Raw genomic sequence first — 22,080 nt, 5'->3', positions numbered from 1 at the left:
GCCGGTTCCCTGTGGTAACGGGGGTTCGGGCGCATGTAGGGATGCGATCGGCCCCCGATCCAGTCATGACATCTGGCGAGGCGCTGTCCCCTGCCCACGGCAGCGGGCGCTCGTCTCGTGACAGACAAGCGGGGAGCCTGCATGTCCTACCCACGCACCAAGAAGGTCTTCACGCCCGGGGAGCTGCACGACCTCCGTCGGACGGTGGCGATCCGGTCGCAGACGCGCCGTAACCTGGCCGTCGATCCCCTGTACGCGAGCAGCCTGCCGCAGGAGGTCAGCATGCAGCTGACCTACCGGTGCAACCTGCGCTGCAACCACTGCTTCCAGTGGAACGAGCAGGGGTTCTTCCACAACTACGACAGCAAGCGCAAGCGTTCCGAGCTCGACCTCGACGTCGTCCGCGACGTGCTGGAGACGACCGCGCCCACCGCGGCGAAGGTCTTCCTCTGGGGTGGCGAGCCGCTGATGCACTCCCAGTTCGGCGAGATCGCCAAGCTGCTCGGCGCGGTGCCACGGGTCGTCAACATGTGCACCAACGGCCTGCTCATGCAGCGCAACGCCGAGCACCTGCTCACCATCGGGCCGCGGCTGAACCTGCTGGTCAGCCTCGACGGGTTCGAGGCCGAGCACGAGGCGTTGCGGGGCAAGGGGTCGTTCCAGCGCACCATGCGCAACGTCGAGGCGATGCTGGAACTGCAACGAAGCGGCGAGTACCAGGGAGAGCTGTCCGTCGCGTGCATGGTCAGCGAGGACATGGTCGGTCGGATGTACGAGTTCACCGAGTGGGCCGAGCGGACCGGTTTCAACTCGGTCTACTGGCTGCTGCCCTGGTACATCAGCCCGGACACCGCCTCGGCGATGGACCGGCTGTACGAGGAGTCGTTCTCGTGGCTCAACCCGCCCGAGCCGGGCGACAAGCCGACCTGGCACTCGTACACGTACCGGCTGCCCGAGCAGTACCTGCCGGTGCTGAAGGAGTCGATGGCCCGCCTCGCCGGCCGGGTGTGGGACCTGCGGGTGCGCTACCAGCCGCAGGTCGAGCAGGACGAACTCGACGACTTCATCCGGGGCACCTCCCGCCCGGCCCAGCGGCGCAGCCGCTGCCTGGCGGTGTCCAACCGGATCGAGATCCACGCGGACGGTCGGGTCAGCTCGTGCAAGTTCTTCCCCGAGTTCGTCATCGGTGACCTGGGCGAGCAGTCCATGAGCGAGATCTGGCAGAGCGAACGCTTCACCCAGGTGCGCGGCATCCTGCGCGAGAGCGGCCTGATGCCGGTGTGTTCGAAGTGCATCCTTCTCTACCTGAGCGGGGAGTGACACGCGTGCAAGACGTAATCACCCGGATGGCGGCCCTGCTGGCGCGCGTGCTGGAAGACCCGGCGCTCGCCGACGACGTGACGGCGGACACCAACCTGCTGCTCGACGTCGGCATCGACTCGCTGCACATGATCACGTTCCTGCTCGCGGTCGAGGAGGAGTTCGACGTCGAGATCGACTTCGAGTCGCTGGACACCATCCATCTCGAGTCGGTGAAGGCGTTCTGTCATTTCGCCCTCGACGGCGATGGCCGGTGAGGTGAGCGGGAGCGTCCACTTCGGCTCGTTCGACGCGGAAGCGGCGTGGCGGCCCGCGGATCTCGCAGGGCTGCCCGCCGGCCCGGCGGCGGCCGGCGCCCGTGGCATGGACGACCTGCTGGCCGCCGCGTGTGACCCGGGGGACCTGCTGCTGACCGCCGAGCCGATGGACGAGGTCCTGGTCGAGACGCTGGCCGCCGCCGGCATCGCCCCCCGGGTGGTGCCCGTGCCGGGTCCGCCGGACACCACCGTCGAGGAGCGCCTGGCCTCGGCCGGGCCCGCCGGGCTGCCACCGGTGGCCGGGTGGGCAGCCGCGTACTACGCCGTCCGGCCGGACACCGCCGGGGCGGTACGCCGACTCGGCCTGGCGGGCCCGGTGCCCGCCGTCGACGTGGTGGCCCGGGTCAACTCCAAGACCTGGTCGAACGACCTGGTCCGCGAGGCCGGCCTGCCCGGTGCCGCCGCCCTCGCCACCTCGCCCGCGCAGGTGCGGCGGCTGGTCCGGGACGCGCCCGGCGACGTCGTCCTCAAGGACCCGTTCGGGGTCACCGGGCGCGGCGCGCTGCGGGTCACCTCTCCCCGGATGCTGGACACCGTCGTCCGGCACCTGGAACGGCAGACCGCCCGGGGGGCCCGGGTGGAGCTGCTGGTGCAACACCTGTTCGACGTCGCGGCCAGCTTCTCCACCCACGTCGCCCTCGATCCGGCCGGCGTCCTGCGCTGGTGGGGCGTACAGCACGTCGACGACGACGGGTTCGCCTACCGGGGCTCCGGCCCGCTGCGCGCCGACCACCTGGCGGCCCTCGACACCGACGCGCACGCCGAGGCGATCGCGCGGGTCGGCGCGGCGCTGGCGGCGCAGGGCTACCACGGCCCGGTCTGCGTCGACGGGCTGCGGCTGCGGGACGGCACCGTCGTGCCCGTGCTGGAGGTCAACGCGCGACGCTCGATGGGGCTGGTGAACCTGCACCTCGACCGACGGGCCCGCACGGTCGGCCTGCGCTCCTGGCTGCGGTGCCGCTCGACCCCGGTGCGCGCCGACGGCGCCCTCGCCCGGCTGGTGTCCGCGCTGGACGGGGCGGACCTGTTGTTCCGTGGCGACCGTCCCGGCGTGCTGCCGCTGGCCGCGCACCCGCTCACCCCGCCCCGAGGGCGGCTCTTCTTCGCTGTGTTCGCGTCGGACGAACCGGACCGGGTGGCCCTCGACGCGCGGGTGGGCGACCTGCTCCGCGCGGCGGGCGCACCGAGTCCGGTCGCCTGACGCCCGACGATCGGAGCATCGATGGCGATTGTGCTGCTCACGTCGGGTGCCACGCTCGGCACCCACGTGCCGGCCCTCATCCTCGCCGGGCGGTTGCGCGCCCTGGGGATCGAGGTGCGCGTCGACGTGTTCGAGCGGCTGCTGCGCGCCGACGAACTCGACCGGCTGCGGACCGCCAAGCGGGCGTTCCGCGACAACTTCAAGCTCGCGGTGGCCGCCCAGCGGATGGTGCGCGACCAGGCGCCGGCGCTCGACGAGACCGCTGTCGACGCACTGCTGGACCGGTGGCGGGCCGCCGACGTCGACCAGTTGGTGATCTTCTCGGGCTTCTGGGTGCCGGTGGTCGAGCGGTACGAGGCGACAGCGGCGGGGCCGACCCGCGTCGACATCTGCCACCTCGACGCCGCCTCGACCGCCTCGTTCAACCTCTTCCGTTCGCGCACCGAGCACTACCGGCACGTCTGGATGTTCGACGCCGAGCGCGGCACCGCGCCCACCAGCATCCGTGTCGGCGACGAGGAGCCGGTGCCGTGGGCGCGACGGGAGCACCGCCTGCTGGCGCACGGTGGCGGCTGGGGCCTGGGCACCTACCGGTCCCGGGCCGCCGACCTGGCCCGCGCCGGGCTGCTCGTCGACGTGGTGACCCACGACCCGGCCGACGTGGCGGACCTGCCGCCGGGCTGCCGGGCCTTCATGATCGATCCCGGTTGGGAGGCGTGGCAGGACGGCGGCTTCCCCCCGTTCGGCGAGATCCTTGCCGACGGCACGGTGCGGTACCGCCGGGGCCACACCCACCACGACTCGTTCGACCTGGCCCGGCACCGCGTCGCGATGCTCTGCAAGACCGGCGGGGGCACCCTGATCGACTCGCTCTGGTCGGCCACGCCGATCGTCCTGCTGGCGCCCTTCGGCGCGCACGAGCAGGTCAACGCCGACCTGTGGCGCAGGTTGGGTTACGGCGTCACCGAGCAGGAGTGGCGCGACAGTGGATACTCGCTGGACCTGCTGGAATCGCTGCACCGCAACCTGCTGACCGCCCGCGAGGGAACCACCGACTACGCCGCCGAGTTGGCCGCCCGAGCCACCCAGGCCGAGGTCCCGGGGTGAGCGCGGTGTCCGCCCCGGCCACGGTGGTCGTCGGCGCCGACGGGTTCATCGGCGGGAGCCTGTGCCGTGCGCTCGAACGCCGGGGCCGTCCCCCGTGCCGGGTGCCCCGACCGCGCAGCACCGCCGACGAACACCGCTGCGCCGACACGATCCGCCGGTCCGACGTCGTCTTCTACGCCGCCGGCACCATCACGCCGGGGCGCGCGGCCGCCCGGCCCGAACTCATCGACCTCGACCAGCGGGCCCTCGACGCGGCGCTGGAGGCGTGCAAGCTGGGCGACCGCCGTCCCACCTTCGTCCTGCTGGGGTCGGGCGGAACGGCGTACCGGCCGGACCTGCCGGCGCCGCTGGACGAGACCTGCCCGACCGGTTCGGACAGCGTCTACGGCCGGGCCAAGCTGGCCCAGGAGCGCGCCCTGAGCGACGCCGCGGACCACCTGCGCCCCGTCGTGCTGCGGCCGTCCAACGTGTACGGTCCCGGCCAGCCGGCCCGAGGCGGTCTCGGCGTGGTGTCCCACTGGCTGCGGGCCGCCGCCGCCCGACAACCACTACAGGTGTACGGCGACCCGGCGACCCGGCGCGACTACGTCTACATCGACGACGTGGTGGCCGCCCTGCTGGCGGTCTGGGAGCGGCACCGGGACCCGCACGCCCGTGCGGCGCTCGACGGCACGGTCCTCAACATCGGCGCCGGCCGTCCCACCTCCCTCGTCGAACTGCTGGAGGTGGTGACCGCCACCGTCGGTCGACCGTTGACCGTCCGATACGCGGACCGGCGGAGCTTCGACCGGCGTGACGTGTGGCTGGACGTGCGGCGGGCGGCCGCGCTGCTGGGCTGGCGTCCCGTCACCGACCTACGGGCCGGCGTGGCGCGTACCTGGGCGGCGCTGACCGGCCCGGACGCCTGACCCCGCGTCAGAGTTGGCCGGTGCGGGCGGGCGTGGTCAGGGCTGGTGGGCCTGTTCCGGGGTGGGCGCGAAGTCTCGCATGCCGCGCAGCGGAGAGAAGTAGACCCACAACCCGGATGCCCAGACGCCGAGCGCGGCGATCACCAGGGTCTCGCGTACGCCGAGCCAGGTGCCGAGCGCGCCGCCGAGGACCGCGCCGATCGGCAGGGCGCCCCACACGATCCAACGCACCCCGGCGGTGAGCCGACCGAGCAGTTCCGGTGGGCACATCTGCTGCCGGTAGCTGATCTGCGCCGCGTTGTAGATCGCGCAGAGCGCGGCGAACCCGGTCATGCCGACGGTGTAAAACGCGACCCGCCAGCCCGGCTCGGCCAACGGCACGAGCAGCATCGTCCAGCCGAGACCGAGCAACGAGACCCAGATGATCCGGGCGGTGCCGACCCGCCGGGCCAGCCGACCAGAGGCGAGGCCACCGGCGATGCCGCCGGCCGTGCCCAGCGCCAACTGGACGGCCACCTCGGCCGGCGTCAACTTCAGGACCCGGACCAGGTAGATGACCGAGAGGGCGTAGATCACCTGGCTGAACACGTTCAGGGTGCCGCTGGCGGCCACGATCTTGCGGAGCACCGGGTGGCGGAACGCGAAGGCGAGTCCGGCGGAGATCTCCTCCCGCAGCCGGGGCCGAGGGCCCTCCGGTGCCGTCAGCTCCGGCTCCGACCTGCGGATCAGCAGCAGCGACACGGCGCTGACCGCGAACGACGCGGCGTCGATGAGCACGGTCCGCGCCGCGCCGAAGAGCGCGACCAGGCCACCGCCGAGGCCGATACCGGCGACCTGCGCCACCGAGTACGTCGTGCTGAGCTTGCCGTTGGCGTCGAGGAGCTGGTCGGAGCGCACCACCGTCGGCAGGTAGCACTGGTAGGCCACCTCGAAGAAGACCGAGCAGACGCTGCACAGGGCGGCCACCAGCCAGAGCTGGGCCATGGTGAGCTGCCCGGCGAAGAACGCCACCGGGATGGTGGCCATCGCGACGGCCCGCAGCAGGTTGCAGAGGACCATCAGTCGTCGCTTGCGCATCCGGTCGACGATCACCCCGGCCGGCAGCGCGACGAGCAGGTACGCGGCCATCCCGGCGGCCTGGAGCAGGCTCACCGAGAACGTGGACGCGTTCAGCACGGACACCGCGATGAGCGGGACCGCGAGCGTGGACACGGCGGACCCGGTCTCACTGAGGGTCTGGCCGGTCCACAGGGTCATGAAGTCCCGGTGCCGCCAGAGGCTGGGCGTCGCCGGGGCGGTGGTGGGCGGCGCGGTGGTGGTCATGCGACGTTCCTCGGGGCCGCCCCGACCAGCTCCAACAGGTCGTTCCGTATGGCGATGAGCAGCGCCTCCAGCTCCTGGCGGCGGTAGCCGTCGCGGATCACCCGTACGGTCAGCCGGACCGTCGAGTCGGCACTGGCCATCAGGTAGAAGTCCGGCCCGGTCGAGCGGATCGGCACGTGCCACTCGATCCGCGACTCCTGGATCTCGGCCGGCGGGCTGACCACCATGGGCGGGAGCAGGAACGTGAAGTGGTAACCCGGGTCGAGTGGCCCGCCCGCGCGTTCGATGTCCTCGCGGATGCCCGCCACCGCATCCGGGTCATAGACGCCGTGCTTGAGCGCCCGCATGTTCCGCACGTACAGGGTGCGTGCGGTCTGCGCGAACGCCTCGTCCGGCTCGGGCGCGGCGAGCAGCGGCACCCACTGGTTCATCGACGTGACGAGCGAGGTGACCGCCGGGTCGAAGCGGTTGGACGACATGGGATAGAGCAGTGCCGGTGTGTCGGTCGTGCCGGCCCGGATGATGGCGCGGCAGTACGCGGTCAACAGCACCGCCGCGACGGTGACGCCGATGCCGCGCGCCCCGGCCCGGAGCATCGGCTCGGGGATGCCGGTGTGCATCGTCGCCCGCAGCACCGGACCCGGTGCGGGCGGAGTCCGCCGGGGCGCCGCCGACAGGGTCTTGCGCCAGTACGACTCGGCCGCGAGCAGCGCCGCGTCCAGGTCCCCGGAGCGTTGCCGGGTGGCCAGGTCGGTCGGCTGCGGCGCGGGCGGCAGGTCCTCGCCGGCCAGCAGCGCGGCGAAGTCCCGTTCCATCGTGTTGATGCCCGCGCCGTCGGCCGCCATGTGGTGGATGACGACCATCACCGCGCGGGGTCCGTCGTCGCCCGTGGCCAGCCACACCCGCCAGGGCAGGTCGGTGGTGAGGGTGAACGGCCGCTGGATCTCCTCGGTCTCGATCCGGGACATCGTCGTCTCGCCGTCCGGCTGGCGCACCGCCGCGACCACGTCGGCGGCGGAGTGCACCGCGACGCGCTGCCGTGGGTCCTTCGGATCATCGACGTCGAAGGTGGTGCGCAGCGAGGCGTGTCGCATGCCGAGCGCGCCCACCGCACGCCAGACCTGCGCCGCGGTCACGCCCTCCGGCAACGACCAGGAGAAACAGAGGTTGCCCTCCCACCACTTCTCCGGCTGCATTCGCTCGATGTCCCGCCAGACGGAGAGTTGGCCGAGGGTCATCGGGTAGGTCGTTTCCGGGGTCACACCTGGTCCTTCCCGAGCGGGAACGGCTGTGCTGCCGGTGAGCGTGTGCCGCGTCGCGACACACGCTCACCGAGCTGAAAGGAAATGGGTCTGCGTCAGCCGGCCGAGTTGTTCTTCATCGCGACACCTCCCGAGAAAATGGTTGTCGGAAGTGAGGCCGTGGCCCTACGCCGTGCTTAGGGGTGCATGGCGCGCGTCGCCGTCAAATGACGATCGGAATCGCTGTGCAGTAATCCGATTGACGAATGTTTGAGCCGTCAGACAATTGTCCAGGTCGGATTCGGGTGCACTCCACGGCAACGCCGCAGTGCCCCTAGCCAGCATGGACGATGGCCGTCCGAGCGGAGCATTCGGTGGCGGATTGACTTCCAGTGATGGCCATGGAGCCGCGCACGGGCGAATGCAGTAAACGAACCGATTCCCCCGATACGTGACCCCGCCTCGGTTAGCAGGACTCCCACAGCATTCCGGCCACCTATGCCCGTGTCAACCCTCACATTGATCGATCTTGCTGTCTTGACCTGTATGGCCGGCGTGATTACGGTCGAGGCGACGGGCGCGTGCATCGCGTCCGGTCACGGGGGAGTCACAATGAGTACGACAGTCCTTTTCGGATCGTCGACGACAACGGTCGGCCCGACATGACCGGGCCGGGGCACGCCCTGGTCGTCGGTGCGGGAATCGCCGGCACGGCCGTCGCGCTGGTGCTGCGCCGCGCCGGCTGGCGGGTGACCGTCCTGGAGGCCCGGCCGGCGGGCGAGCGACCCCTCGGCTCGTCCCTGAGTCTCGCCGACAACGGCCGCGCCGTGCTGCGCGACCTGGAGCTGCTCGCCGAGGTCGAGGCCGCCGGCACGCCCACCCACCGCATCTCCTTCCACGACCACCGTGGCCGGGAGATCGGCAGCAACGACCAGGTGAGTACGCTGATCCGCCGCGACCGGCTCGGCCGGGTGCTGCGCGACGCGGCCCGCCGGGCCGGTGTCCGGATCGTCGAGGAGGCGCGGGTCGTCGGGCTGCGCGACGACGGGCCGGACGGGGTCGTCGCCGCCCTCGCCGACGGGTCGCGGCACACCGGCGAGCTGCTGGTCGGCGCCGACGGCGTGCACTCGTACACCCGTCGGTGGCTGTTCCCGGAGCACCCGCCGGCACGGTTCACCGGAGTGCTCGACGGCGGTGGGTCGGCCCCCGCGGTGGCCGGGGTCGCGCCCGACGGGGTGCTGCGCCTGACCTTCGGCGGCAACGCGTTCTTCGGCTACCAGGCGCTGCCGGGTGGCGAGGTGGTCTGGTTCCAGAGCATGGCGATCGCCGACGACGACACCACGGGCCCCCGGGCCGATCCGCTCAACCGGTGGCGGGACCGGCTCGTCGCGCTGCACGGCGGCGACCATCCGCCCATCCCCGCCATCCTCGACGCCAGCACCGGCCCGGTCATCCGATGGCCGGTGCACGACCTCGACCCGCCGCAGCGGTGGCACCGGGGGAGGGTGTGCCTGGTCGGGGACGCGGCGCACGCGATGCCGCCGCACGACGGGCAGAGCAGCTCCATGGCGCTGGAGGACGCCCTCGTCCTCGGGCGCTGCCTCGCCGCCGCCGACGTCGGTGCCGCCTTCGACAGCTTCCAGCAGCTCCGCGAGCCACGGGTGGCGACGGTCGCCGGGCTGGCCCGGCGTACCGGCAGCGTGAAGTTCCCGAGCGGCGCGCGGGAGCGGCGGGCCCGGGACGCCGTACTGGCGATGTTCATCCGGTCCGGCGTGGCGGCGTCCGAGGAGGTCAGCCGATACCGCCTGCCGGGGCTGACGGGCTCGCCCGCCGCAGCTCGGTCAGCTCGTGGTCCAGCAGGTCGGCCAGCCGCTCGAACCGGTCCGGCTGATTCTCGCGGGTGATGCCCCTGCTGGGCATCTCGACCGTCATCAACAGGTAGAGGTGCAGGCGGTAGAGGCTGAGCCGACGCAGGGCCGACTCGTCGAAGACCACCGGATCGGTCGAGGCGACCCGGTAGCCCCGCAGGAACGGGTTGTGCGGCTCGTCCTCCACCCGTCGGTAGATCAGCGGCGACACCAGGTCCATCAGCGGGTCGCCGAAGAGGAACCGCTCACCGTCCACGATGCCGCGCAGGTGCAGGTTGCCGTCGGCCTCGGGCTCGGCGAGCACGTTGCCGTCCCAGCCGTCGAAGTGCAGCAGCGCCGGCCGGCGTACCTCGTCCAGCACCGACGCGTACCGCTCGGGCAGCTCCCGGATCTTCTCCGGCGCGGTGGGCAGCGCGACGTCCCAGTCCGCCGCGTCGGCCAGCAGCCCGTCGAGCATGCCGGCGAAGGCCTCGCGCCACGTCGCGCCGCTCGCCCGAGGCGCGTCGTACCCGTAACGGTTTCCGCTCACCCGGTGCAGCGCGGCGATGGCGGCACCGAAGTCGTACCGGGCCGGGGCGTCGTCGAGGTGCTGTTCGGACTCCGTCCACTCCCGCAGCGAGCGGCCGGGAAGCAGGCCGCTGACCAGCCACTCGCCGAGTTCCGGATCGTCGCCGTGGTGCAGCAACGGCGGCACGGGCACCTGCGGCGCGTGCGCGGCCACGAGGCGGAAGTACCGCGCCTCGGCCGCGCACAGGCCCCGCTCGTAGCGCAGCAGCGGCACGTCGGGCCGGGGCGCCACCTTCAGCACCACCTCGCGCCCGTCGTCCAACGCCACCCACCACACCGTCGCGAAGCCACCCCCCGTGATCGGCCCACAGTCGGCCATCGCGTGGTCCGCGCCGAAGGACGCCTGCACGTAGCGACGTACCTGATCGTGGTCCAGTGGCCGCTGCGTGCGGCTCAGCGCTTCCACCCCGGCGTACCTTCCTCCCCGCTCGTGACGCCCGCCAGCGTGCCAGATTCGTCGGAAAATTACCGTCCTGCCTGCTGCTCGTCGCACGGGTCCGGTGGTTCGCCGTTCACCGCTCGGCCTCGGCGGTGGCCTTGACCAGGCGGGCGAAGAGGACGTCGGGGCACGGATAGTCCGCTCCGCAGCCGCACACCCACCTGCGAACCACCCGTGGCGGATGGGCGAACAGAGTGTCGTCGGCGTCCTCGACGTCCTGCGCGGACACGAGCTGCGAGGCTGGCGGGGGTGCGGCGGGTGGTGGGTCGGTGGGCTGGTCGTCGGGTCGATCGGGCATCGGGTACTCCCGTCCGGTCGTCTCCTCGCTGGTCACGCCCGGCCGGACGGGGGGACCGACCGACCGGGCGCCTTACCTGTGCGGTGGGGAAGGACCAACTCCGGGTTTGCAGACCTGGGAGCCGGTCGAAGGGGAGCTTATATAACAGGTAATGCAAGCGCAAGCGTTTACCGCACATCGCTTGCTATACAAAGTTGCTCGTGATCGAATGGCGGGGCAGACCTGGGAGACACCGATGCCCGCCAAAGCCAAGTGGGCGCTGATCGCCGACGGCATCCGCGCTCAAATCACGTCCGGCGAACTCGCGCCGGGAGACAAGTTGCCCTCGACCTCCGAGCTGTGCCGACAGCACGGCGTCTCGGCCATCGTCGTGCGCCAAGCCATCAACGCGCTCAAGATCGAGGGCTTGGTGGAGGGCGTCGGCGGCGTGGGCGTGTTTGTCGCCGATCGTTGACCGTTCGGCGTCCGCAGTCGCGGTGAATCCTTCGAGATCTTGGACAGTTGCCGTTAGCGCAGAACGCTAACTGTCCAAGATCTCGTGAGTCCGGCTGGGTTCGCTTGATCACTTGATGCGTACCAGTTGTCGAGGCTCTGCGCTGACTGGTGAGCATCAAGTGATCTCCGCCAACGGCGCCCCGCAGCTCACGATCGGGCGATCGGGCGGTCGCGGTGAGTTCGTGGATCTCGTACGCTCCCTTGTGGTCTCTGCCGGTGCGGTGGCGGAGGCGATGGTCGACCAGGGGGAGGGTGCGCGTGAGCGCAGCGCAGATCATCGCGAAGTTGGCGGCGGCGTCGCAGAAGCTCGAAGAGGCGAAGGCCAAGACCGCAGCGGCGGCCCAGGACGCGGCCGAGGCGCGCACTCTGGTCGCCGGCGCGCTGGAGGGCGTCGCCGCCGGGCCACTCGTCGGCATGATCGACGCGTACCGCCAGGCATTGGCGCAGGCGTCCCAGGGCGGTGAGCCGGCCAAGCAGCACGTCCAGGAGACGATCGCCAAGGTCCGCGCGCTGGGAAATTGACCACGGGTGGTGGTGGCGCAACCCACCAACCCGGCAGCGTGCGCGTGTGGCCGATGACCAGGGGTGCGATTCGGTAGGCTTCTCGGTATGACCGGATCGGTGAGCAAGAAGTCGTTCTCGCTTCCCCAGGACGTGGCGGAGCGCCTGGAGCGTGAGCCCAACGCCAGCGCGTACGTAGTCGACACGATTCGGGCGCGGATGCGTGCCGAGGATCTCGACGCTGAATTGGCCCGCCGGGGCATGACCGTGACGGCGGAGGGGCAGGCCCGGGCCAGGGCGCAACGCGCCCAGGTCGAGCAGGAGTGGTCGCCTGGTCGACGTGCCGCGCTGCGGGACCGTTCACGCCGCGCGGCCGCCGAAATGCTCGATGGTCCCGGCAGTCAGGCCCCGGCAGCGTGATGGATCCGAACGGGCCGGCGGTCCGGCTGATACTGGACCGGTCCGCGCTGCTCGGCTATCTGGCCGGATCCATGGATGTCGCCGAGCCCATCCACGAGGTGGCTCACGATGGGGTCCGCTTCGGGGTGCCGGCTGTCGTGGCGGCCGAAGTGCTGGCGGTGGTGGACGATCCGGGTGATCGGGCGCTGCTGCACCGACTGCTCGAACGTCCGGCCTGTGCAGTGTTGCCCACCTGGGGTGAGGACTGGCAGGAGTTGGCGTACTGGCGTGTCGTTACCGGTCGGGTTGACTTCGCGGCCGTCGTGATGGCTGTGCTGGAGCACGACGCCTCGGTGTTGACGAGCGAGGGTAAGGCATACGGCGACGGCGGCGACCTTCCGGTCATTCGCTTCCCTGGCTAGCCGGGACGCGCCAGCGACGACGGCGCGCCGGCCGGCGATCCTGCCGGCCGACCGACGCGCCGTCGACGGGGCTCACTTCCGCTTGATGCGGACCGTCTGCTCGAACCGTGGGTAGTCGCAGACGTCCTGATTGCACAGTTCGAAGCCGCCGCTGATCAGCGCCACTCCGGGGTTGAGGGCCAGCCCGCCGCCCTCCACCCAGGCGCGTCCGGTGACGGTCTGCGGCTCTCCGGTGCACGAGTCGAGCGGGGCCCAACCGCTCGCGTACGCGACCCGGTCGCCGGAGCGTTGCCGGACGATCAGTTCGGTGGCGCCGGACAGGCCGGGGTCGCAGGTCACGGTGAGGGTGATGTCGACGGCGACGCCCCGGGCGACAAGGGTCGCCGAGGTGACGTCGACGGTGCTGGCCGCGCTCGCCGGCGTCGGTGTGAGCAGCGCGACCAGGGACAGCCCGAGCAGCGCGGTGATGGTGGTGATGCGGCGCACGACGTACTCCTTCACGGGAGTGGTTGGTCCGGTCACCCTAGCCCCGCTCGGCGTTTGCGAATATCGATGGAACGCGCGATGTTCGCCCACCGAGCGGCCGATGACCGCAGCCGCGACGGCGGCAGATCCGGGTCATGACGCCAGCAGGTCGAGTGCGCCGCCGACGAGGAAGAGCCCGGCCGCCACCCAGCGGAGCAGGTGCAGTGGCCGGGTCTGGTCGAGCAGTGCGCCGTAGGCCGAGAGCACCGACCCCCAGAGGCGGTAGCCGACGGCGGCGAGGGCCAGCCGTACGGCCGGAAGGACGACGGAGGCGGAAACGACCAGGGCGAGCAGGATGCCGACGGACGTCGAGGTCCGCTCCCACACCCAGTCGTCGGCGCGCACCATGCAGACGGCGATCGCCAGGATGGCGACGACGGCAAAGTACGGGACGACGCTCTTGCGGGTCGCCTCCGCATCGCGGATCAGGTCACGCTGGTCGGCGGGCAGTTGGTCGGCGAGCAGGCCGTTGATCCGACGCACGACGTACTCGAACTGGTCCGGACAGAGGGTTTTCTCGTGCCGGTCGCGACAGGTGTGCTCCCCGGGCAGGGCGGCCCGCACGCTCTCGTGGAAGTCGCGGTACTCGCCGAGGGACAGATGTACGCCGTTGGGGACGCTGGTCGGTGGCCGCGTCGCCAGGATCAACCCACGGCGGGGGACCGTCTGGGCGACGTCATCGCGAACCGTCTCGTGCAGCAGCACGAGCCGACCGACCTGGCGCTTGCGCCGCATCCGGTGGAACGTCCGGCCAGCCCGAGCGGCGGACGCCGCTCCCCGTCGCCGCAGTTTCCCGGGGTCGGCGAGATCCACCAGGATGGTGAGCCCGGCCAGGTAGAGCATCGACTTGCCCAGGCGACCCCAGAAGACCATGGTCAGGCCGAAAAGCTCCAGGTTGTCCGTGGGCCTTCCCGCGATCCACGCGGCGACGACGTCGAACAAGCCACCCATGCGAACTCCGACCGGTAGCGACGAAGGCCAACACGTCGATGGTCCCAGCCGGGGCAAGCGCCGGTACGGTCAGGCGCGCGAGCGGGGCAGGCAGCACTTCTTGTACTTGGCGCCCGAGCCACACCAGCAGGCGTCGTTGCGGCCCGGCGGCCAGGGGGTGATGCCGTCGTCGTCGAGGCTGTCGGCGTACTCGTCGAGGGTTTCCTCGTCGATGGGGTCGGCACCGGCGAAGGCCGCCAGGCCCTCGACGCTGCCCGCCACGACGCCCAGGCCGACGCCGCCGCCGATTCCGGACGCGTCGACCAGGGCGCGCTCGGTCTGGGCGCGATGCTCGTCCCAGGTGCTCGGGTAGCTCTCGGTCAGGGCCGGCCAGCGCACCAGCAGCGCGTCGAACTCCGGCTTCGGCCAGAAGAGCAGCGTGGCCGGGCCGTCGTCGAACGCGTCGGCGGCGTGGCTGGCCGCGTCGCGCAGTCGGTCGGCGAGGGTGTCGTGCTCGTCGTGCGGCAGGCCCAACTCTTCGCGCAGGTCGTGCCGCCGCTGGGCCAACCCGAAGATCATGGCGGCGGCGGTGTCCTGGGCGTCCTCGGACTCGTACTGGTGGGTGCGGCTGCGGTCCACCATCGCGTCGAGTGCCGCGGTGAGCCAGTCGACCGCCGTCTCGGCGTGGCCGGACTCGGCCAGCTCGTCGACCAGGTGGACGGCGTCGGGATCGGTCTCCAGCAGCGGGCGCAGCTCAGACAGCTCCGCCAGGCCCTCGTCGACCCGGCCGAGGCGCAGCAGCAGGCCGCCACGCACGGCCCGGCCGTAGGTGTTGTCGTCGGGCTGTTCGGCGATGGCCCGGGTGGCCAGGGCGAGCGCGTCGGCCAGGTCGCCGGCCTGCTCCAGGATGTCGGCGGCGACCAGCAGGGCGTACCCGGTGTCGGCGGGGTCGGCGACCCGGCCCTCGTCGACGGCGCTGACCAGCTCGGTGACCAGCGCCGCGGGGTCGGGGCTTCCCGGACTCACGGCGCCGATCTCGTCGATGCGGTCGGTGGTCAACATCTCGGGCATGGGCACATCCTGAGCGACGAGCGACGACGGGTGACGACCGGCCAGCGTACCCCCGGAAAGGGCGCAGCCCGGGCGGCGAACCGCCCGGGCTGCGCCGCGGCCCTCAGCGGGTCGCCGGCATGGTGGCGAACTCGCCGGCTAGCTCGGACTCGACGATCGCCGTGGCGGACGGCCGGCGACCGGCCGACGCCCGCCGGGCGGACGGGACGGCGAGGGCCGCGAGCGCGGCGGCGAGGGCGATCGCCGTGAGGAGGAGAAACCCGGCCGTGAAGCCGGCCTCCCGGGGCAGGCCGCTGGCCTGCGGGTGGGCGGTGATCACGCCGCTGACCACGGCCGCGCCGATCGCGCCGCCGATGGTACGGATGTTGGCGTTCATGCCGGTCGCCACGCCGGTCTGGCTGGCGGGCACGCTGGCGACGATGAGGTTGGCCATCGACGCGAAGGCCAGACCGATGCCGAGGCCGACCAGACCACCGGCGACGGCGACCTCCCAGCGGGTGTCGTGCGCGGCGGCGAGCATCGCGGACGCCGCCACGTTGAACGCCGCGCCCGTGGCGAGCTGCGCCTTGGCGCTGAACACGGCCTGGAGCCGGCCGGCGACGAGGCCCGCGACGAACATCGCGACAAGCATCGGCAGCATGAGCAGACCGGCCTGGCTGATGCTGGCGCCGAAGCCGTAGCCGGCGGCGGTCGGGGTCTGCACGAACTGCGGCAGGAAGGCGTACACGGAGAACATCGACCCGCCGTAGAGCAGGGCGACCAGGTTGGTGGTCCAGACACCCGGCAGGCGCATCATCCGCATGTCGATCAGCGGGTTGGTCGAGCGCAGTTCGGCGACCAGCCAGCCGACCAGCAGCACCACGGCGAGGGCCAGCAGGCCGAGCACCCGGGTGCTGGTCCAGCCCCAGGCCGCGCCCTGGCTGATGGGCAGCAGCAGCGCGACCAGCCAGCCGGAGAGCAGCAGGGTGGCACGCCAGTCGATCCGCCCCGGGGTACGCACCGGCGACTCGGGGATGAACAGGTGCGCGGCGACGGCGGTCAGCCCCACCACGACCAGCGGAATCCAGAACAGCCACCGGTAGTCCAGCGCGGTGACGATCGGGCCGGCCAGCACCACGCCCAGGCCACCGCCGGCGGCGACGATCGCCGAGATGGCGGCGACGGCGCCGGAGACCCGTGCGGCGGGGAACTCGTCGCGGATGATGCCGAACGACAGCGGGAAGACCGCGCCGCCGATGCCCTGCACGACCCGGGCGACGATCAGCACGCCGATGTTCGGCGCGATGGCGGCCACCAGGCAGCCGAGGGCGAGGGCGGCGAGCGAGACGACCAGCATCCGCTCCTTGCCGACCATGTCGCCGACCCGTCCGAGGATCGGCGTGAAGATCGAAGCGGAGAGCAGGTAGGCGGTCAGCACCCAGGTCACGGTGTTCTGGGAGGTGTGCAGGTCCTGCTGGATGGTCGGCAACACCGGGGTGATCAGCGACTGAAGCATCGCGAAGAATCCGGCGCCGGCCGCGAGCACGGTGAAGGTGAGCCGACGCGAGCCGCGTCGAGAGGTCACTGCCACGAGAGAAAACTCCTGAAATGGTACGGAAGGAGACGTCTGTCACCCGTCGTCGGCGGCGGGCAGGTTGTCGGGTCCGGGCGATCGGGTGGCCAGGCGGATCGGGCGGGTCCCGAGGTAAGCTATCCGGAGGCAGGCCTCCGGGAGTTCCGGAGGGGTGCCTCCACTAAGCTAGCGGAGGGTTGCCTCCGGATGCAACCAGGACGAGGTGACGCACGTCATGACCACCGCGGGGCAGGTGCCCGAGGTCTTCGCGCAGCGGCCCAAGCGGGCCGACGCGCGGCGTAACTACGACGCCCTGATCGCCGCGGCACGCGACGCCTTCGCCGAGAACGGCGCCGCCGCCTCCCTGGAGGACGTGGCCCGCCGGGCCGGGGTGGGCATCGGCACGCTCTACCGCAACTTCCCGACCCGGCGGCACCTCTTCGAGGCCGTCTACGTCGAGGAGGTCCGGGCGCTGAGCCGCTCCGCCGAGGATCTGGCCGAGCTGCCCCCGTGGGACGCCCTCGTCGCCTGGCTGCACCGCTTCGTCGCGTACGTCGCCACCAAGCGGGCGCTCGCCGAGCAGTTGCTGCACGACTCGGAGATCTTCGGAACCTGCCGGACGGAGATCTACGCCGCCGGCGAACCGCTGATGCGTCGCGCCCAGACGGCCGGTGCGGTCCGCGACGACGTCGGCTTCGACGACGTGGTGCGCCTGATCAGTGGGCTCACGATGGCCCAGTTCCCGTCGCCCGAGCAGCGCGACCGTGTCCTCGGTGTGGCCCTGGACGGGTTGCGTCCGACGGCCGCCACCCGCTGACCACGCTCACTCGTCGACCAGCACCAGCCACTCGTCGTCCAGGCGTCTGACCGCCGTGCCCGCCGGCCAGCGGTGACCCGGATCCACCACCGCCCGGGCCTGCTCCACCTGGGGTGGCCGGCTGAACTGCGCGTCCCGGAAGCTGGCCATGCGGTGGAACCGGGCCCGGCCGAAGTTCGCGGCGTCGGTGAAGCGGGCCCGATCGAACGACGCCTCCCCTTCGAAGATCGTCCAACGGAACAGCGCCATGTTCGCGAAGCGGGCGTTGTAGAAGCTGGCCGATTGGCCAAACTCGCTGTGCTCCATGGACAGGGCGCCGTCGAAGACCGACTCCCGGAAGGTGGTGTCGTTCTCGAAGCGGGTCGCGTCGAAGCTGGTGGGCTGACCGAACGTCGCCCCGCGGAACGAGGTCTGCCAGGCGAAGAGGGACCGCCGGCAGGACAGGCCGTCGGCGAAATCGGCCTTGTCGAAGCTCGCGAGGCCCTGGACGCGGGCGTCGTCCAGGACGACCTCGCCGCCGGCCGTGAGGCCGTCGAGGGTCAGGTCGCCGAAGCTCGCCGCTCGTAGCAGCAGGCGCCCCGTCGTCGTCGCGCCCGCGAAGCTGGTCGTGCCGGTGAACGCGGCCCCCGTGAAGGTCGCGTCAACGAGGGTGCAGCCCCCGGCGTCGAAGTCGACGAGCGCGGCGCCGGCCAGGTCCAGCGTCACGCCCGGCCAGTACGCCGTCTCGTCCTGGTCGCGCAGGTGTCGGGTCAGGACCCGCTGCGCGGTGCGCCGGACCTCCGACTCGCGCGGTTCGTCGTTCGGCGGCGACATCCGCAGGTACGCGCAGAGCACCGCCACGATCGTCGACCGCTGCGAGGGATTGTCCTGGCCGAGGCGTTCCAGCGCGTGCAGCCCGCCGAGGCGTACCGCCGCGGTGTCGTTGCCGAGCAGCTCGACCGCCCGGGTGTAGAGCTCGGTGAGCCGGCGTTCGGCGGCGTCGTGCTCGGCCGCGGTGGACTGCCGGTCCTGCTGGCGCTGCGCGGCCTCGGCCACCGACTCGGCGTGCGCCTGCACCCGGTCCCGGTGCGCCTGGTCGCGGGCGGCGACGGTCTCCTGGTGGCGCTGCGCCCGCTCGGTGATCCACTGCCGACGCGCGGCCAGCAGCAGGGCCAGCCCGCCACCGGTACCCGCCACCACGCTCAGGCCGGTGCGGATCGCGTCGATGCGCAGCGTGGCCCGGGTGTCCGGCTGGACGGCCCGGTCGGCCTCGGTGAGCAGCAGGTCGAGCACCAGCCAGCCCAGCGCGGCGGCGAGCAGCAGGCCGACCAGCACCAGCCACCACGGCATCACTCGCAACTGACGCTCGGGAGGTTCGTCGGCGGCCACGGCCACAGCATGCCATCGGTCGTCGGGACGCGGGGGTGTGCCGGTGCGCCCGGTGTCCGGTGTGGAGCGTGACCGGTTTGCCGGTTTGCGCCGTCGGCGGGACAACGGGTTACCGGCGCGTAACAAGTCATTGACGTTGCCGAATTGTTGCGGGCATCATCGTCGCACGGTCGACCGGACACCCCCACCCACCTGCCCGGATCGTCGGGCGCCTCCCCCCGGAGGTGCAGCCATGCTGCTCCGAAAGACCGTCCTCGTCCTGTCCCTGGCCACCGCCGCCCTGCTCGCCTCGACGGGAACGGCGACCGCCGCACCCGCCGCCTCGGCCACCGTCTCCGCCGCCGCGGCCAACCCCGTCATCGTGGTCGGCGGGCTCAGCGGAGTCGCCGTCGCGTACGAGCCGATCGCCGCCCGGCTGCGCGCCGACGGCTACCGCACCTTCGTCTATCAGCTGCCCGGGCTGGGCCTCGGCGACATACCCGCCTCGGCCCGCGCGTTCGCCGGGTACGTCGAGCAGGTACGCGCCAACACCGGCGCGACGACCGTCGACGTCGTCGCCCACTCCGAGGGCGGCCTGGTCAGCCGCTACTACCTGAAACGGCTCGGCGGCACCGCCACCGTCGGCCGGTACGTCAGCCTGGGCACACCCCAGTACGGCACGTACGTCGCCAACATCGTGGCGTTCCTCGGCCTCGGTAGCTGCGCCGGCGTCGTCGCCTGCCAACAGATGACCATCGGTTCGGCGTTCCTCGCCGACCTCAACGCCGGCGACGACACCCCCGGGTCGGTGCGCTACACCACCATCCGCACGCTCCAGGACGAACTGGTCCGCCCGACCGGCAACGCCGCCGTCAACGACGGCGCGACGAACGTGCTCATCCAGTCGTACTGCCCGCTACGGGTCGTGGGGCACCTGGGTCTGGTGCTCGACGGCACGGCGTACACCATCGTGCGCGGCGCCCTGGTCGACGGCCCGGTGCGACCCAACTGCCTCGCGGTCTGAGCACGTCGGTGCGGCGGTCCGCCGGGGACCGCCGCACCCCCGCCCGCGACGGCCACTGTCGGGTACGTGACGATCCTCGGAAACGGTGTGGCAGACATCAGATGTCCTCGATAGCCTGCTCCGGCCGTCCACTCCCGACAGTGTGGACGTGGTCCGTCGAGAGGAAACAGTGGGCATGACCGAGCCGCAGCGGGTGCCGCCGGAGAGCACCCCGCCGACAGTGCCGCAGCTCGACGTCCGGGCCGCCGAACCCCCGGCCGCCGACCCTCCGCCGCCCACCGGCGGGTTCGCCGACCGACCACCGGGCTACCCGAACGCCCTGGTCTGGCTGCGCGCCGGAATCCTGCGGGACTGGCGGGGCGTGCTCGGCGCGTTCGTCGCCACCTGGTTCTACCTGCCGATCGCGTTGCTCCTGGCGTTCTGGGGCGGTCTCAGCTTCGCCGCCATCGGCCTCTTCGCCGGTGGCACCGGCGCGGACGACCAGATCCCCACCGCGCTGCGCGACACGCCGCTGATCGGCTCGCTGCTGGACGCGTTCCTCAGTCGCTCCGGCGGGGTGCTGGGCGGCGTGGCCGGCTTCGCGGTCGGCTTCCTCGCCGGCTTCCTCGCCGTGCTGGTGCTGCCCTGGCTGACCGTCGCGGACGAGCCGCTCGCGCTGCTTACCGGCCTGATCGGCACGGTCGTCGCGGCAGCGTTGATCGGCGTCGTCTACACGCTGTACCGGGTGCTGCTCGAACCGAGCCTGCTGGTGGTGTCCGGCGCGCGCCAGCCCAGCCGCCGCGAGAACGCGCGACTGCGTCCGCTGCTGGACGACTGCGCCCGGCGACTCGGCCTGCCGAACGTGCCGCGGCTGCTCATGGAGGACGACCCGGTCCTGAGCAACGCCCGCACGTACGCCCGGCACGTGGTGGTCACCACCGCCGTGCTCGGCGAGCCGGACGACGAGGTCGCGGCGCTGCTCAGCCACGAGCTGGTGCACTGGCGTACCGGGGACGAGATCACCAGCGCCTTCGTCCGCGGCGTCGGCCTGCCGCTCACCCTCGCCCACGCCCTGCCCACCTGGCTGATGCGGACGTTCCCCCACCCGGCCACCAACTTCGTGGTGTTCCTGTTCTTCTGGCCGGTGCTGCTCACCATGCGGTACGTGGTGCTGCCGCTGCACGCCCGCGACGTCCGGGTCGCCGAGTACCGGGCCGATCTGGGGGCGGTGCTGACCGGGCACGTCGACGGGCTGCGGCGCATCCTGGAGCGACGGCTCTCCTTCGAGAGCGGACGCAGCGGCTGGGACGAGGCGGTCTGCGCCACCCACCCGCCGCACGAGCTGCGGCTCGACGCGCTGGAACGGGCCTCGATGGTCGGCGCACCCGCCCACATCGGCGTACCCGCCGACGCGGCCGCGTCCGTCACCGCCGAACGGCTGTTCGGCCACAGCGGTCCGGTCGGCACCCGCCGTACCTGGCTGCTGGTCGGCGTCATCGCCCTCGTCGCCTGCCTCGGCACCAGCGGGCTGAGCGTGATCCAGTGGGCGTTCTTCCGTCCGCAGGCGACGGTCGACGGATTCTTCTCGGCCCTCGCCGACTCCGACAGCGAGGCCGCGCTCGACCACCTCGCCGACTCCGGCGAGGGCACCGACCACAAGCTGCTCGCCCAACTGCTGCGCGGCAAGGGCTATCAACCACCGACCGACGTCGAGGTCACCTCGCTGGAGCGGGACGGCGACACGGCCACCGCCACGGTGGCGTACCGGCTGGGTGACGCGCGGCAGACGGCCACCCTCACCCTGCGCCGCGAGGAGGAGACCACCGCCGGTCTGTTCCACGGCTGGCGTCTGGACGGTGGGCCGATACCGCTCAACTCGTCGATCGCCGAGCCGGGCGTACGCCTCAACGGGGTGGAGCTGCCCGTCGCCACCGAGGGGCCGCCGCTGGTGCTGCTGCCCGGCCTCTACACGGCGACCGGCCCGTCCAGCGCGCTGAGCGAGACGCCGGCGCAGACCCTGCTGGTCGGCCCGGGGCAGGGCTCGGCGGCCCTGGAACTGGCCCCCGTGCTGAAGCCGACGGCGGTCGAGGCCGTCCAGACCCGGGTACGCGCCTGGTTGGACGAGTGCGCCAAGCAGACGGTCGCCGCCCCGCCGGGCTGCCCGTTCCGCTACTACGGCGGGTCGGCGCAGAAGGTCACCTGGAAGATCTTGGAGTACCCGAAGGTCGCCGTCGAGCTGAGCGGCCCGAGCACCGCCCAGGTGTCCACGCCGCTGGAGGGCCAGGGCCGGGTGCAGGTCAGCGGCACCACCACGTACTTCGGCACCAGCTCGCCGTTCAGCGACGACGACGCGCTGACCGTCACGGGTCTGGCCACCGCCGACGGGGACGCCGTCACCTTCCAACCCGCCTCCGAGTGACCGGGAGACC

22 protein-coding genes are annotated in these 22,080 nt (G+C 71.9%); 13 read left to right on the top strand and 9 right to left on the bottom strand.

All coding sequences use genetic code 11. The annotated features are described in order from the left end of the window. The first annotated feature begins 141 nt into the window (after positions 1–141). From AC3EN4_RS20170 to AC3EN4_RS20150, 5 genes are read left to right on the top strand one after another with little or no spacing between them, the layout of a single operon-like run. The gene (locus AC3EN4_RS20170) at positions 142–1,320 is read left to right on the top strand and encodes a radical SAM protein (protein ID WP_435207316.1); all 1,179 of its coding nucleotides are present in this window, start codon (positions 142–144) and stop codon (positions 1,318–1,320) included. Between the two features lie 26 nt (positions 1,321–1,346). Beyond that, entirely contained in the window at positions 1,347–1,577 is a 231-nt protein-coding gene (locus AC3EN4_RS20165; RefSeq protein WP_435207315.1) for an acyl carrier protein, read from the top strand. Next, entirely contained in the window at positions 1,567–2,838 is a 1,272-nt protein-coding gene (locus AC3EN4_RS20160; RefSeq protein ID WP_488179841.1) for an ATP-grasp domain-containing protein, read from the top strand. Before AC3EN4_RS20165 ends, AC3EN4_RS20160 begins: the two co-directional genes overlap by 11 nt. Positions 2,839–2,859: 21 nt before the next feature. Beyond that, entirely contained in the window at positions 2,860–3,945 is a 1,086-nt protein-coding gene (locus AC3EN4_RS20155) for a hypothetical protein (protein WP_435207313.1), read from the top strand. After that, on the top strand, positions 3,942–4,853 hold the full coding sequence (locus AC3EN4_RS20150) for an NAD-dependent epimerase/dehydratase family protein (RefSeq protein ID WP_435207312.1): 912 nt from the start codon (positions 3,942–3,944) through the stop codon (positions 4,851–4,853). The genes AC3EN4_RS20155 and AC3EN4_RS20150 overlap by 4 nt, the downstream gene beginning before the upstream one ends. A gap of 36 nt (positions 4,854–4,889) precedes the next feature. Here AC3EN4_RS20150 and AC3EN4_RS20145 read toward each other — a convergent pair whose 3' ends face one another. Both AC3EN4_RS20145 and AC3EN4_RS20140 read right to left on the bottom strand, forming a co-directional pair. Then, on the bottom strand, positions 4,890–6,176 hold the full coding sequence (locus tag AC3EN4_RS20145; RefSeq protein WP_435207311.1) for an MFS transporter: 1,287 nt from the start codon (positions 6,174–6,176) through the stop codon (positions 4,890–4,892). Further along, positions 6,173–7,438 carry a condensation domain-containing protein gene (locus AC3EN4_RS20140; protein ID WP_435207310.1) on the bottom strand — a complete coding sequence of 422 codons (1,266 nt, stop codon included), beginning with the start codon at positions 7,436–7,438 and terminating at the stop codon, positions 6,173–6,175. Before AC3EN4_RS20140 ends, AC3EN4_RS20145 begins: the two co-directional genes overlap by 4 nt. Before the next feature lie 641 nt (positions 7,439–8,079). Here AC3EN4_RS20140 and AC3EN4_RS20135 point away from each other — a divergent pair. Then, positions 8,080–9,321 (top strand): FAD-dependent oxidoreductase, encoded by a 1,242-nt coding sequence (locus AC3EN4_RS20135; RefSeq protein WP_435207309.1) that lies wholly within the window; start codon positions 8,080–8,082, stop codon positions 9,319–9,321. Here the strand turns inward: AC3EN4_RS20135 and AC3EN4_RS20130 are convergent. Both AC3EN4_RS20130 and AC3EN4_RS20125 read right to left on the bottom strand, forming a co-directional pair. Next, on the bottom strand, positions 9,209–10,258 hold the full coding sequence (locus AC3EN4_RS20130) for a phosphotransferase family protein (protein ID WP_435207308.1): 1,050 nt from the start codon (positions 10,256–10,258) through the stop codon (positions 9,209–9,211). The genes AC3EN4_RS20135 and AC3EN4_RS20130 overlap by 113 nt on opposite strands. Positions 10,259–10,364: 106 nt before the next feature. Continuing rightward, positions 10,365–10,589, bottom strand: coding sequence for a hypothetical protein (locus AC3EN4_RS20125; RefSeq protein ID WP_435207307.1), 225 nt, complete (start codon positions 10,587–10,589; stop codon positions 10,365–10,367). 208 nt (positions 10,590–10,797) lie between these two features. Between AC3EN4_RS20125 and AC3EN4_RS20120 the strand changes: the two genes are divergently transcribed. From AC3EN4_RS20120 to AC3EN4_RS20105, 4 genes are all read left to right on the top strand, one after another. Beyond that, positions 10,798–11,043: a winged helix-turn-helix domain-containing protein gene (locus AC3EN4_RS20120; RefSeq protein ID WP_435207306.1), complete on the top strand. Its 246-nt coding sequence runs from the start codon at positions 10,798–10,800 to the stop codon at positions 11,041–11,043. Positions 11,044–11,342: 299 nt separating this feature from the next. After that, complete coding sequence (locus tag AC3EN4_RS20115) at positions 11,343–11,606, top strand: DUF6244 family protein (RefSeq protein ID WP_422735994.1); 264 nt, start codon at positions 11,343–11,345, stop codon at positions 11,604–11,606. 87 nt (positions 11,607–11,693) lie between these two features. Further along, positions 11,694–12,005 carry a hypothetical protein gene (locus AC3EN4_RS20110; RefSeq protein WP_435207305.1) on the top strand — a complete coding sequence of 104 codons (312 nt, stop codon included), beginning with the start codon at positions 11,694–11,696 and terminating at the stop codon, positions 12,003–12,005. Beyond that, positions 12,005–12,406 (top strand): hypothetical protein, encoded by a 402-nt coding sequence (locus AC3EN4_RS20105; protein ID WP_435207304.1) that lies wholly within the window; start codon positions 12,005–12,007, stop codon positions 12,404–12,406. Before AC3EN4_RS20110 ends, AC3EN4_RS20105 begins: the two co-directional genes overlap by 1 nt. Before the next feature lie 72 nt (positions 12,407–12,478). On the opposite strand, the gene AC3EN4_RS20100 is transcribed toward AC3EN4_RS20105, so the two are convergent. The 4 genes from AC3EN4_RS20100 to AC3EN4_RS20085 all read right to left on the bottom strand — a co-directional run bounded on the left by AC3EN4_RS20100 (position 12,479) and on the right by AC3EN4_RS20085 (position 16,496). Beyond that, positions 12,479–12,892 (bottom strand): hypothetical protein, encoded by a 414-nt coding sequence (locus AC3EN4_RS20100; RefSeq protein ID WP_435207303.1) that lies wholly within the window; start codon positions 12,890–12,892, stop codon positions 12,479–12,481. 132 nt (positions 12,893–13,024) lie between these two features. Next, positions 13,025–13,882 carry a hypothetical protein gene (locus AC3EN4_RS20095; protein ID WP_435207302.1) on the bottom strand — a complete coding sequence of 286 codons (858 nt, stop codon included), beginning with the start codon at positions 13,880–13,882 and terminating at the stop codon, positions 13,025–13,027. Between the two features lie 69 nt (positions 13,883–13,951). Then, positions 13,952–14,932 (bottom strand): SEC-C domain-containing protein, encoded by a 981-nt coding sequence (locus AC3EN4_RS20090; RefSeq protein WP_435207301.1) that lies wholly within the window; start codon positions 14,930–14,932, stop codon positions 13,952–13,954. 103 nt (positions 14,933–15,035) lie between these two features. Continuing rightward, positions 15,036–16,496, bottom strand: coding sequence for an MFS transporter (locus AC3EN4_RS20085; protein WP_488179840.1), 1,461 nt, complete (start codon positions 16,494–16,496; stop codon positions 15,036–15,038). Between the two features lie 223 nt (positions 16,497–16,719). Between AC3EN4_RS20085 and AC3EN4_RS20080 the strand changes: the two genes are divergently transcribed. Beyond that, complete coding sequence (locus AC3EN4_RS20080) at positions 16,720–17,301, top strand: TetR/AcrR family transcriptional regulator (protein WP_435207299.1); 582 nt, start codon at positions 16,720–16,722, stop codon at positions 17,299–17,301. 6 nt (positions 17,302–17,307) lie between these two features. On the opposite strand, the gene AC3EN4_RS20075 is transcribed toward AC3EN4_RS20080, so the two are convergent. Then, a complete protein-coding gene (locus AC3EN4_RS20075) occupies positions 17,308–18,669 on the bottom strand; it encodes a pentapeptide repeat-containing protein (protein WP_435207298.1) in 1,362 nt (453 codons plus the stop codon). Positions 18,670–18,901: 232 nt separating this feature from the next. On the opposite strand from AC3EN4_RS20075, the gene AC3EN4_RS20070 reads away from it, so the two are divergent. After that, complete coding sequence (locus tag AC3EN4_RS20070) at positions 18,902–19,672, top strand: esterase/lipase family protein (RefSeq protein ID WP_435207297.1); 771 nt, start codon at positions 18,902–18,904, stop codon at positions 19,670–19,672. Positions 19,673–19,847: 175 nt separating this feature from the next. Continuing rightward, a complete protein-coding gene (locus AC3EN4_RS20065; RefSeq protein WP_435207296.1) occupies positions 19,848–22,070 on the top strand; it encodes a M48 family metalloprotease in 2,223 nt (740 codons plus the stop codon). The last annotated feature ends 10 nt before the right edge of the window (positions 22,071–22,080 follow it).

It is taken from the genome of Micromonospora sp. bgisy143 (assembly GCF_057708145.1).
This window is presented reverse-complemented; position numbering and strand designations above follow the sequence as displayed.